We start from the raw sequence: 12,813 nt of genomic DNA, 5'->3' as shown, positions 1-12,813 counted from the left end.
GGGACCATGAGTGTCGACATCGCGCAGCAACCTCGCAGAAAGCGCGCCAACCCCAAGGCGACCATTCCGGCCGCTACGGCCGATGTGTTGAATGGCGGCGCCGAGCTGAGCGCTCCACGCTCGCGCCAGATCCTGGCGGCGTTGTCCGCACTGCGCGACGGCGACTTCACGATCCGCCTGCCCAACAGCTGGGACGGCATCGACGGCCAGATCGCCGCCGCCTTCAACCAGATCACCGCCCAGGAGGCGCGCATCGCCTCCGAGGTGTCGCGGCTCTCCGCCACGGTCGGCAAGGAAGGCCGGCTCAAGCACCGCATGTCGATGCCGGGATCGCTGGGCGGCTGGGCCACCAAGGTGGACTCGATCAACACGCTGATGGACGATCTGGTGCGACCGACCGCCGAGATCGCGCGCACCATCGGCGCGGTGGCCAAGGGCGACCTGAGCCAGTCCATGGAGCTGGAGGTGGACGGCCGCGAGCTCAAGGGCGAGTTCCTGCGCTCCGCGCGCCTGGTCAACACCATGATCGACCAGCTGTCGGTGTTCACGAGTGAAGTGACTCGCGTGGCGCGCGAGGTGGGCACCGAGGGCAAGCTCGGCGGCCAGGCGCAGGTGAAGGGTGTGTCGGGCGTCTGGAAGGACCTGACCGATTCCGTCAACCAGATGGCCGGCAACCTGACAGCCCAGGTGCGCAACATCGCCGAGGTGACCATCGGCGTGGCCAACGGCGACCTGTCCAAGAAGATCACCGTCGACGTGCGCGGCGAGATCCTGCAGTTGAAGGAAGCCACCAACACCATGGTGGATCAGCTGCGTTCGTTTGCGTCCGAAGTGACCCGGGTGGCCCGCGAGGTGGGCACCGACGGGCGCCTGGGCGGCCAGGCCGTCGTGCCCGGCGTGGCGGGCACCTGGAAGGACCTGACCGACTCGGTCAACGCGATGGCGACCAACCTGACGGCGCAGGTGCGCAATATCGCCAACGTGACGACGGCCGTGGCGCGCGGCGACCTGAGCCGCAAGATCACGGTGGACGTGAAGGGCGAGATCCTGGAGCTGAAGGAAACCATCAACACGATGGTCGACCAGCTCAACGGCTTCTCCTCCGAAGTGACCCGCGTGGCCCGCGAGGTGGGCACCGAGGGCAAGCTCGGCGGCCAGGCCGCGGTGCCCGGCGTGGCCGGGACCTGGAAGGACCTGACCGACAACGTCAACTCGATGGCGTCCAACCTGACCAACCAGGTGCGCAATATCGCGGACGTGGCCACCGCCGTGGCCAGCGGCGACTTGTCGAAAAAGATCACCGTGGAGGTGAAGGGAGAGATTCTTGCCCTGAAGAACACCATGAACACCATGGTCGACCAGCTCAACGGTTTTGCCGGTGAGGTCAGCCGCGTGGCGCGCGAGGTGGGCACGGACGGCAAGCTCGGCGGCCAGGCCCAGGTGCCCGGCGTGGCCGGCACCTGGAAGGACCTGACCGACAACGTCAACTTCATGGCCTCCAACCTGACCGGCCAGGTGCGCAACATCGCCGAGGTGACGACGGCCGTCGCCAATGGCGACCTGTCCAAGAAGATCACGGTCGACGTGCGCGGCGAGATCCTGGAGTTGAAGAACACCATCAACACCATGGTCGACCAGCTCGGCGGCTTTGCCTCCGAAGTGACTCGCGTGGCGCGTGAGGTGGGTACCGACGGCAAGCTCGGCGGCCAGGCGCAAGGCCGCGGCGTGGCCGGTATCTGGAAGGACCTGACCGACTCCGTCAACGCGATGGCGACCAACCTGACAGCCCAGGTGCGTAACATCGCCGACGTGACGACGGCCGTGGCCAACGGCGACCTGTCCAAGAAGATCACCGTGGACGTGCGCGGCGAAATCCTGGAGCTGAAGAACACCATCAACACCATGGTCGATCAGCTCAACGGCTTTGCTGGCGAGGTCAGCCGCGTGGCGCGCGAGGTGGGCACGGACGGCAAGCTCGGTGGCCAGGCCCAGGTACCCGGCGTGGCGGGTACGTGGAAGGACTTGACCGACAACGTCAACTCGATGGCGTCCAACCTGACGGGCCAGGTGCGCAACATCGCCGACGTGGCGACGGCTGTGGCCGGCGGCGACCTGTCCAAGAAGATCACGGTCGACGTGAAGGGCGAGATCCTGGAGCTGAAGAACACGCTCAACACGATGGTGGACCAGCTCAACGGCTTCGCCTCGGAAGTGAGCCGTGTGGCGCGCGAGGTGGGCACGGACGGCAAGCTCGGCGGCCAGGCCCAGGTGCCCGGCGTGGCAGGTACCTGGAAGGACCTGACCGACAACGTCAACTTCATGGCCTCCAACCTGACGGGCCAGGTGCGCAACATCGCCGACGTGGCGACGGCCGTGGCCAGCGGTGACCTCTCCAAGAAGATCACCGTGGAGGTCAAGGGCGAGATCCTGGCGCTGAAGAACACGCTGAACACCATGGTGGACCAGCTCAATGGTTTCGCTTCGGAAGTGAGCCGCGTGGCCCGCGAGGTGGGCACCGACGGCAAGCTCGGCGGCCAGGCGCAGGTGCCGGGTGTTGCCGGCACGTGGAAGGACCTGACCGACAACGTCAACTTCATGGCTTCCAACCTGACGGGCCAGGTGCGCAACATCGCCGAGGTGACCACCGCCGTGGCCAACGGCGACCTGTCCAAGAAGATCACGGTGGACGTGCGCGGCGAAATTCTTGAGCTCAAGGACACCATCAACACCATGGTCGACCAGCTCAACGCCTTCGCCGGTGAAGTGACCCGCGTGGCGCGCGAGGTGGGTACCGAGGGCAAGCTTGGTGGCCAGGCCCAGGTGCCCGGCGTGGCCGGCACCTGGAAGGACCTGACCGACAACGTCAACTCGATGGCCTCCAACCTGACGGGCCAGGTGCGCAACATCGCCGACGTGACCATCGCGGTGGCCAATGGTGACCTGTCCAAGAAGATCACCGTCGACGTGCGCGGCGAGATCCTGCAGCTGAAGGAAACCATCAACACCATGGTGGACCAGCTGCGCGCCTTTGCGTCCGAAGTGACGCGTGTGGCGCGCGAAGTGGGTACCGAGGGCAAGCTCGGTGGCCAGGCTGCGGTGCCTGGCGTGGCGGGGGTCTGGAAGGACCTGACCGACAACGTCAACTCGATGGCGTCCAACCTGACGGGCCAGGTGCGCAACATCGCCGACGTGGCCACCGCCATCGCGCGCGGCGACCTGAACCGCAAGATCACGGTGGACGTGAAGGGCGAGATCCTGCAGCTCAAGGAGACCATGAACACCATGGTCGAACAGCTCGGCGCCTTCGCGTCGGAAGTGAGCCGCGTGGCGCGCGAGGTGGGCACCGAAGGCAAGCTCGGCGGCCAGGCGCAGGTGCCCGGCGTGGCCGGCACGTGGAAGGACTTGACGGACAACGTCAACTCGATGGCGTCCAACCTGACCGGCCAGGTGCGCAACATCGCCGACGTGACAATTGCGGTGGCCAACGGCGACCTGTCCAAGAAGATCACCGTGGACGTGCGCGGCGAGATCCTGCAGCTGAAGGAAACCATCAACACGATGGTGGAACAGCTGCGCTCCTTCGCGTCGGAAGTGACGCGGGTGGCCCGCGAAGTGGGCACCGAAGGGCGGCTGGGCGTGCAGGCCGTCGTGCCCGGCGTGGCCGGCACCTGGAAGGACCTGACCGACTCGGTCAACACCATGGGCGCCAACCTGACGGCTCAGGTGCGCAACATCGCCGAGGTGACGACGGCCGTGGCGCGCGGCGACCTGAACCGCAAGATCACGGTGGACGTCAGCGGCGAAATCCTGGAGTTGAAGAACACCATCAACACCATGGTCGACCAGCTCAACGCCTTCGCCGGTGAAGTGACCCGGGTGGCGCGCGAGGTGGGCACCGAAGGCAAGCTCGGCGGCCAGGCCAAGGTGGCCGGCGTGGGCGGCACCTGGAAGGACCTGACCGACAACGTCAACTTCATGGCCTCCAACCTGACCGAGCAGGTGCGCGGCATCGTCAAGGTCGTGACGGCCGTGGCCAACGGCAACCTGACCCAGCGCCTGACCGTGCAGGCCAAGGGCGAGGTGGCGGCGCTGGCCGACACCATCAACAACATGACCGACACGCTGGCCACTTTTGCCGAGCAGGTGACCAACGTCGCCCGCGAGGTGGGCGTGGACGGGCGGCTGGGCGGCCAGGCCCATGTGCCGGGCGCCTCGGGCACCTGGAAGGACCTGACCGGCAACGTCAACCTGCTGGCCGCCAACCTGACGACGCAGGTGCGCGCGATTGCCGAGGTGGCGACGGCCGTCACCAAGGGCGACTTGACGCGCGCCATCCAGGTCGAGGCCAAGGGCGAGGTGTCCGAGCTCAAGGACAACATCAACACGATGATTTCCAACCTGCGCGAGACCACCGAGCGCAACCGCGAGCAGGACTGGCTGAAGACCAACCTGGCCAAGTTCACCGGCATGCTGCAGGGCCAGCGCGAGCTGCAGACCGTCAGCCAGATGCTGCTGACCGAGCTGGCACCGCTGGTGCAGGCACACCAGGGCACCATCTATCACGTGGCCGGCGCCGAGGCCGACAACCGCCAGCAGCTGCGCCTGCTGGCGAGCTACGCCCAATCCGGCGCCGTGCGGCTGGCGCCCACCATCGAGATGGGCGAAGGCCTGGTCGGCCAGTGCGCGCTGGAGAAGCGCAGCACCCTGCTGGCCGACATCGCTTCTGACTTCGTCGCCATCTCGTCCAGCCTCGGCTACGCGCCGCGTGTCAGCGTCATCGTGCTGCCGGTGCTGTTCGAGGGCCAGACCAAGGCCGTCATCGAGCTGGCCACGTTGCAGCCCTTCAGCAGCGCTTCGCTGGCCTTCCTGGAGCTGCTGACGCAGAGCATCGGCGCGGTGTTCAACACCATCGAGGCGACGATGCGCACCGAGTCGCTGCTGTCGCAGTCGCAGCAGCTGACGGTGGAACTGCAGTCGCGCCAGAGCGAGCTGCAGGAGACCAACGAGCAGCTCGGTACCAAGGCCCGCCTGCTGGCCGAGCAGAACGAGGAAGTGGAGCGCAAGAACGCCGAGGTCGAGCAGGCCCGCCACGCGCTGGAAGACAAGGCGGCCGAGCTGGCGCTGACGTCCAAGTACAAGTCCGAGTTCCTGGCCAATATGTCGCACGAGCTGCGTACGCCGCTGAACTCCATCCTGATCCTGAGCCAGCAGCTGGCCAGCAACAACGACGGCAACCTTTCAGGCAAGCAGGTCGAGTTCTCGCGCAACATCAACTCGTCCGGCTCCGACCTGCTGCACCTCATCAACGACATCCTGGACCTGTCCAAGATCGAGTCGGGCACCGTCACGGTGGAGATCGAGGACATCTCGTTTGTGTCGCTGCGCGACAGCATCGACCGCAACTTTCGCCATGTGGCCGAAGCCAAGAGCCTGCCGCTGCGCCTGACGTTCGCCGACGACCTGCCGCGCAGCATGGAAAGCGATGCCAAGCGGCTGCAGCAGATCCTGAAGAACCTGCTGTCCAACGCGGTGAAGTTCACGGCGCACGGCCATGTGGAGCTGCGCGTCAGCCTGGCCAACGAGGGCTGGAGCACGGAGCATCCCGTGCTGAGCAAGGCCCAGCATGTGCTGGCCTTTGCCGTCGAGGACACCGGCATTGGCGTGGCGCCCGAGAAGCAGCGCCTGATCTTCGAGGCCTTCCAGCAGGCCGACGCCGGCACGTCGCGCAAATACGGCGGCACCGGCCTGGGCCTGGCCATCAGCCGTGAGCTGGCGGCCCTGCTCGGCGGCGAAATCCGCCTGACCAGCGTGCATGGCCATGGCAGCACGTTCACGCTCTTCCTGCCCTTGCACTTCGCCGGCGCGGACAGTGCCAGCATGGTGCCCCTGCCCGCGCACAGCCGCCCGATGGCCCCGGCGCGCAACAACCTGCCGCTGGTGCGAGAAACCCAGGTACCTGATGACCGCGAGAACATCGAGGAGGGCGACTCGGTCCTGCTCATCATCGAGGACGACCCCCACTTCGCCCGCATCGTGCTGGGCCTGGCGCGGGACCGCGGCTTCAAGGGCCTGGTGGCGCTCAAGGGCAGCCTGGGCCTGGAGCTGGCGCGGCGCTTCAAGCCGACCGCCGTGTCGCTGGACATCTTCCTGCCCGACATGCTGGGCTGGACGGTGCTCAACCAGCTCAAGCTCGACCCGCTGACCCGCCACATCCCGGTGCAGATCTTCAGCGTCGCCGAGGAGGACCGCAACCACGGCCTGGCGCACGGCGCCTTCTCCTATGTGGTGAAGTCATCCACCAGCGAGGAGATGGAGGCGGCGCTGGACCGCATTCGCGACTTCACGGTGCCGCGCACCAAGCGGCTGCTCGTCATCGAGGACAACGACATCGAGCGCCAGGCCATCATCGAGCTGCTCGGCCATGACGACATCGAGCTGCAGGCCGTCGGTACCGGCGCGGCGGCGTTGCAGATGCTGCGTGAGCAGACCTTCGACTGCATCGTGCTGGATCTGCGCTTGCCCGACGTCAGCGGTTTCGGCCTGCTGGAGCAACTGCATGCCGACCCTTCCCTGGCGGCCGTGCCGGTCGTCGTCTTCACCGGCAAGGATCTGACGAGCGCCGAGCAGAAGCAGCTGCGTGCGCTGGCCAAGAGCGTGGTGCTCAAGGATGTGCAGAGCCCCGAACGCCTGCTCGACGAGACGGCCCTCTTCCTGCACCGCGTCGTCACCGAGCTGCCGCAGGGCAAGCAGGAGATTCTGCACAAGCTGCACGGCGCCGCCGAGATGCTGCACGGCCGACGCGTGCTGGTGGTGGACGACGACGCCCGCAACATCTTTGCGCTGACGACGCTGCTGGAGAATCAGGAGATGCAGGTACTGACCGCCACCAGCGGCCGGGCCGCCGTCGAGATCATCCAGCACACGCCCGATCTCGACCTGGTGCTGATGGACATCATGATGCCGGACATGGATGGCTACGAGACCATGCGCGAGATCCGCTCCCACGCCGAGTTCCGCAACCTGCCCATCCTGGCCCTGACCGCCAAGGCCATGAAGGGTGACCGCGAGAAATGCCTGGAGGCGGGCGCCAGCGACTACATCTCCAAACCCGTCAACACGGCCCAGCTGCTGTCGCTGATGCGCGTGTGGCTGTACCGGTGATGACGATGCCGACAACGATCGACGTCGTGGAGCAGGTGGCGGGCGCTGAAGAGCTGACCAACATCCTGATCGTCGATGACGAACCGGCCAACCTGCTGGTGCTGGAGAGCGTGCTGGCGGACCCGGGCTACCGCATCGTGCGGGCGCTGTCGGCCGACCAGGCCCTGCTCGCGCTGATGGGCCAGGAGTTCGCCGTCATGGTGCTGGACATCCAGCTGCCGGACATGAACGGCATCGAGCTGGCGCAGATGATCAAGGAGCGCAAGCGCAATGCCCACCTGCCCATCATCTTCCTGACCGCCTATTTCGATCAGGACCAGTACCGCCTGCAGGGCTATGGCTCAGGCGCCGTCGACTATCTGCACAAGCCCGTGAACCCGGCGGTGCTGCGTTCCAAGGTGGCCGTCTTTGCCGAACTGGACCGCAAGACCCGCCAGCTGCAGCGCGCCAACCTGGCCCTGCAGGCCGAGGTGGAGGAGAGGCGCCGCGCCGAGGAGCGCTTGCGCGATCTCAACGAGACGCTGGAGCGGCGCGTCACCGAGCGGACCGAGGCCTTCCATGTGGCCGACCGCCGCTTGCGGGCCATGATGAGCAGCATCACCGATGGCCTGCTGCTCATCGAGCATGACGGGCGCATCGGCTACGTCAACGAGCAGGGCGCCCGGCTGCTCGGCCGTGGGGCCGACGAGCTGACCGGGCGGCGCAGTGGCGAGGTCTTTGGCGCCGGCGAGTTCGAGGCCGGCTTCGACAAGGCCCGGTCCAAGGGCGGTCAGGCCGTGTCTTTCGAGGCCATGGCGCCAGGTGCCCCGGAGCGCTGGCTGGAATGCCATTGCTATCCCTCGCACGACGGTCTGTCCGTCTACTTCCACGACATCACCGACCGCCGCGAGCTGCAGCTGCGCCGCGATCAGTTGCTGTCCGCCGAGCAGGCCGCGCGCGGCGCCGCCGACCAGGCCGCGCGCGCCAAGGAAGAATTCGTCGCCGCGATCAGCCACGAGCTGCGCACGCCGCTGGCGGCCATCCTCGGCTGGGTCAACGTGCTCACCCACCCCGGCGTGCAGCCCGGCATGCTGCAACGGGGCATCCAGGCCATCGCGCGCAATGCCCAGGCCCAGGCCGTCCTGGTCGACGACCTGCTGGAGATGAGCCGCATCGTCGCCGGCAAGCAGCTGATGAATGTCGAGCGGGTGGACCTGAACGGCATCGTTGCGGGCGCGGCCGACACGGCCCGCCCGACAGCCCAGTCCCGCCAGCTCGAGATCGTGCTGCAGCTGGCGCCCGAGGCCGCCGAGGTCTTTGGCGACGCGCGCCGGCTCACGCAGATCGTCATGAACCTGATCACCAACGCGATGAAGTTCACCCCCACGGGCGGCAGCATCACGCTGTCGACGAAGCTGAACGGCCCCATCGTCGAGGTCGCGGTCAGCGACACCGGCCAGGGCATCGACCCTGAATTCCTGCCGCAGCTCTTCGACCGCTTCACCCAGGCCGACGGCACCGCCTCCAGCGTGCATGGCGGCCTGGGGTTGGGCTTGTCCATCGTCAAGAACCTCGTCGAGCTGCACGGCGGCGAGGTGGCAGCCCACAGTGCGGGCCGCGGCCAGGGCTCGGTGTTCAGCCTGCGCCTGCCGCGCGCCGGCCAGTCGAACGTGGCGGGTGTTGAAACCGAGGCGGGCGGTGTCGAGCCCTTGATCTCTGGCGTGCGGGTGCTGCTCGTCGATGACCACCCCGACGTGCTCGAGGCCCATGCCCGCCTGCTGTCCGAACGCGGCGCCGATGTCGTCACGGCCGAGTCGGCCGAGGCCGCCATCGCCTTGCTGCAGCAGCAGCGCTTCGATGTGCTGCTGAGCGATCTCGGCATGCCCGGCATGGGGGGCTATGACCTGATCCGACACGTGCGCCAGGCCATGGAACTGGGCCCGGACGTGCTGCCCGCAGCGGCCGTCACGGCCTATGTGCGCGCGACCGACCGCGAGGCCGCGCTCGAGGCAGGCTTCCAGCGCTGCGTGCCCAAGGCAGTGTCCCCGCATCTGCTGGCCCGCGCCGTGGCCGAGCTCAGTGCTGCCCGGCCCACGCAGGCGCCGGCCTTGCGGGTGCTGTTCGTGGAGGACAACGCCGATCTGCGTGAACAGATCGCCTATTTGCTGGAGGAGGTGGGGATGCAGCCCGAAAGCTGCGCGACAGCAGAGGAAGCGCTGGCGGCCTATGCGCCCGACAAGTTCGACCTCGTCATGACCGACGTCAGCCTGCCGGGGATGTCAGGCATCGACCTCGCCCGGGCCATCCTGCGCCACGCGCCGGACACGTGGGTGGTGTTCTCGTCGGGCTATGAGATGGGCTCGGACCTGTCGGACTTCGGCCCCCATGTGCGGGCGCTGCTCAAGCCCTTCGACCTGCCCGACCTGCAACTGCTGCAGACCGAGATCCGCGGCGAGATGGCGCGGCGCTGACGGGCGCGGGCTCAGTGCCCGCGGCGCGGGCCGGAGTCGTCCCGGTCGTGGCTCCAGCGGTCGTTGCGCTCGTGGCGACCATGGTCCCAACGGTCGTCGCGACCTTCCCAGCGACGCTCGCGGTAGGACGGCGCATAAACCACCCGCGGCGCCGGCGCGTAGTAGACATCGCGCTCGACATAGCGGCGCGCCGGCGCATAGCGCACGACGGGTGCCGGCTCGTAGTAGACCGGTGCAGGCTCGTAATAGACCGGAGCGGGTGCAGGTGCGTAGTAGCCGCCGTTCGACACGACGACACCCGCGGCCGGCAGGCTGACGCCGATGGACCAGTGTGTGCCCGCCTGGGCAGAAGCGGCGCCCAGCAGGGCGGCGGTGGCGGCAAAAACGGCGATGAGGGGACGAAGCATGGCGGAACTCCTACAGGGCCGAACAAGATGCTGGCCGTGCTCGAACAACGCCAGGCCCCGCCCGACGTTGACGCCGTCCTGCGCCGGTGCGTAAGAGGGTGTTTCGGGGTTGACCCTTAGGTATTGCCGCGCGCCAGGCCTGCGTGGCTTGACCGATGCCGCGGAGCGCCTGTTTGCCGAGACTTCCATCACGGTCGCGCCCCGCTTCGAGGTCAGCACCGCAACGGAGACAAACCTCATGAATCTGCGCCGCCACCTTGCGTGGGCGGGCGTTGCGATCCTGGGTGCCGCATCCCTCGCCACCGTGGCCCTGAGCCGCGGCGAGACGATCAGCGCACTGTGGGTCGTGGCTGCCGCCCTGTGCACCTACCTCATCGCCTACCGCTACTACAGCCTGTTCATCGCGAACAAGGTGCTGGAGCTGGACCCCAAGCGGCAGACGCCGGCCTGGAAGTACAACGATGGGCTGGACTACGTGCCCACCAACAAGCACGTGCTCTACGGCCACCACTTCGCGGCGATTGCCGGCGCCGGCCCGCTGGTCGGCCCCGTGCTGGCGGCGCAGATGGGCTATCTGCCGGGCCTCTTGTGGATCCTGGCCGGCGTCGTCTTCGCCGGCGCAGTGCAGGACTTCATCGTTCTTTTCATTTCCACGCGCCGTGATGGCCGGTCGCTCGGCGACCTCGTCAAGCAGGAGATGGGCACGGTGCCGGGCTTGATCGCGTTGTTCGGCGCCTTCATGATCATGATCATCATCCTGGCGGTGCTGGCGCTGATCGTCGTCAAGGCCCTGGCGGATTCGCCCTGGGGCCTGTTCACGGTGGCGGCGACGATTCCGGTGGCGCTGTTCATGGGCGTCTACCTGCGCTTCATCCGCCCGGGCCGCATCGGCGAGGTGTCGGTCATCGGCTTCGTGCTGCTGATGGGCGCCATCTTCGGCGGCCAGGCGGTCAGCGAGAGCGCCACGCTGGCGCCCATCTTCACGCTGGCCCCGACCACACTCGTCGGCCTGCTGATCGGCTATGGCTTTGTCGCCGCCTGCATCCCGGTGTGGCTGCTGCTCGCGCCGCGCGACTACCTCAGCACCTTCCTGAAGATCGGCACCATCATCGCGCTGGCCATCGGCATCGTCATCGTCGCGCCGCCGCTGAAGATGCCGGCGCTGACGCAGTTCGCGTCGGGTGGCGGGCCGGTCTGGGCTGGCAGCCTGTTCCCCTTCCTGTTCATCACCATCGCCTGCGGCGCCGTGTCGGGCTTCCATGCGCTGATCTCGTCGGGCACCAGCCCAAAGCTGCTGGAGAACGAGACCCACGCCCGCTACATCGGCTACGGCGGCATGCTGGCTGAGAGCTTCGTCGCCGTGATGGCGCTGGTCGCGGCCTCCTGCATCGAGCCGGGCGTCTACTTCGCGATGAACAGCCCGGCCGCGGTCGTCGGCAAGGACGCCGCCACGGTCGCGCAGACGTTGTCGACCTGGGGCTTCGTCGTCACGCCCGAGATGCTGACCCAGGCCGCGGCCGATGTCGGCGAGAAGACCATCCTGGCCCGTGCCGGCGGCGCGCCGACGCTGGCCGTGGGCATGGCCGAGATCCTGCACCAGGTGGTGGGCGGCAAGGCGCTGATGGCCTTCTGGTATCACTTCGCCATCCTGTTCGAGGCTCTCTTCATCCTGACCGCCGTGGACGCCGGCACCCGCGCCGGGCGTTTCATGCTGCAGGATCTGCTGGGCAGCTTTGTGCCGTCGCTCAAGCGCACCGAGAGCTGGGTGGCCAATTTCGTCGCCACCGGCCTGTGCGTGGCGGCCTGGGGCTACTTCCTCTACCAGGGTGTCGTCGATCCGCTGGGCGGCATCAACACGCTGTGGCCGCTGTTCGGCATCGCCAACCAGATGCTGGCCGCCGTCGCGCTGCTGCTGGGCACGGTCGTCATCTTCAAGATGAAGAAGGACCGCTACGCCTGGGTCACGGCGGTCCCGGCCGCCTGGCTGCTGGTGTGCACGATGACGGCCGGCTGGCTGAAGATCTTCGCGGCCGACCCCAAGCTCGGCTTCCTGGCCCACGCCGACAAATACGCAGCGGCGATTGCCGAGGGCAAGGTGTTGGCGCCGGCCAAGACACTGGACGCGATGTCGCGGGTGGTTTTCAACGATCGTCTGGATGCGGCGCTGTGTGCGCTGTTCATGGGCGTCGTGATTAGCGTGCTGGTCTACAGCGTCAAGGCTGTGCTGGCTGCGCGCCGCAGTGGTCGGGCGACGGCGCAGGAGACGGCTTTCGTGCTGCTGCCGGCGGGGCAACGTGCTTGAGCTTCGTGAACTGGCCCAGGCGGGCCGGTATCTGACGCAGAGCCTGCGCCTGATGGTGGGCGTGCCGGACTACGGCAGCTATCTCGCCCACCACCAGGCCACGCATCCGGATCGGGCTGCGATGAGCTATGAGGAGTTCTTCAGGGAGAGGCAGGCGGCGAGGTACTCGGCGCGTGTAGGCAAGTGCTGCTGAAGGCATCGGTTGGTTTTGCGAAGGTCCTCATGGCTCGCGTGCAGTGCCGCGGGAATCCGCCCCGCGATGGCGGGTAGCTTTTCTCTGATGCGTTGTTTGGACCGGAGACATGGGTAACGGGTGTGCCAGGACATGGGTAACGCTTTCGGGGTTTCGAAGCCCCGGAAGAAGCCCATGGTCTGGATGGAGAAGAGCACCGTGTCCCTGCGTCAAGAGTTCGTGCACCTGGCCCGCCAGGACGGCGCCAACGTGCGCGCGTTGTGTCGCCAGTTCGGCATCAGCCCCAAGACCGGCTACAAG

At 67.2% G+C, this 12,813-nt stretch carries 6 protein-coding genes; 5 read left to right on the top strand and 1 reads right to left on the bottom strand.

What is annotated here, in order from left to right:
* Positions 1–6 precede the first annotated feature (6 nt).
* Together ACXJLH_RS20715 and ACXJLH_RS20710 are read left to right on the top strand one after the other, a co-directional pair.
* On the top strand, positions 7–7,161 hold the full coding sequence (locus ACXJLH_RS20715) for a HAMP domain-containing protein (protein WP_457445952.1): 7,155 nt from the start codon (positions 7–9) through the stop codon (positions 7,159–7,161).
* A gap of 5 nt (positions 7,162–7,166) precedes the next feature.
* A complete protein-coding gene (locus tag ACXJLH_RS20710; RefSeq protein WP_457445951.1) occupies positions 7,167–9,611 on the top strand; it encodes a response regulator in 2,445 nt (814 codons plus the stop codon).
* 11 nt (positions 9,612–9,622) lie between these two features.
* Here ACXJLH_RS20710 and ACXJLH_RS20705 read toward each other — a convergent pair whose 3' ends face one another.
* Entirely contained in the window at positions 9,623–10,018 is a 396-nt protein-coding gene (locus ACXJLH_RS20705) for a hypothetical protein (RefSeq protein ID WP_056201597.1), read from the bottom strand.
* A gap of 238 nt (positions 10,019–10,256) precedes the next feature.
* Here ACXJLH_RS20705 and ACXJLH_RS20700 point away from each other — a divergent pair, with 238 nt between their 5' ends.
* From ACXJLH_RS20700 to ACXJLH_RS20690, 3 genes are all read left to right on the top strand, one after another.
* Positions 10,257–12,320: a carbon starvation CstA family protein gene (locus ACXJLH_RS20700; protein WP_457445950.1), complete on the top strand. Its 2,064-nt coding sequence runs from the start codon at positions 10,257–10,259 to the stop codon at positions 12,318–12,320.
* Complete coding sequence (locus tag ACXJLH_RS20695; protein WP_056201602.1) at positions 12,313–12,513, top strand: YbdD/YjiX family protein; 201 nt, start codon at positions 12,313–12,315, stop codon at positions 12,511–12,513. Before ACXJLH_RS20700 ends, ACXJLH_RS20695 begins: the two co-directional genes overlap by 8 nt.
* A gap of 174 nt (positions 12,514–12,687) precedes the next feature.
* A partial coding sequence (locus ACXJLH_RS20690; RefSeq protein ID WP_457446182.1) for a helix-turn-helix domain-containing protein occupies positions 12,688–12,813 on the top strand: 126 nt, incomplete at its 3' end.

This window comes from Roseateles sp. P5_E4 (assembly GCF_054049255.1).
Note: the sequence above shows the minus strand (reverse complement) of the source record. Positions and strands in the feature narration are given on the sequence as shown.

Bases quoted from the DNA above. Each gene is read 5' to 3' on its own strand.
- ACXJLH_RS20705 (WP_056201597.1), bottom strand. From the start codon at position 10,018: ATGCTTCGTCCCCTCATCGCCGTTTTTGCCGCCACCGCCGCCCTGCTG.
- ACXJLH_RS20700 (WP_457445950.1), top strand. From the start codon at position 10,257: ATGAATCTGCGCCGCCACCTTGCGTGGGCGGGCGTTGCGATCCTGGGT.
- ACXJLH_RS20715 (WP_457445952.1), top strand. From the start codon at position 7: ATGAGTGTCGACATCGCGCAGCAACCTCGCAGAAAGCGCGCCAACCCC.
- ACXJLH_RS20710 (WP_457445951.1), top strand. From the start codon at position 7,167: ATGCCGACAACGATCGACGTCGTGGAGCAGGTGGCGGGCGCTGAAGAG.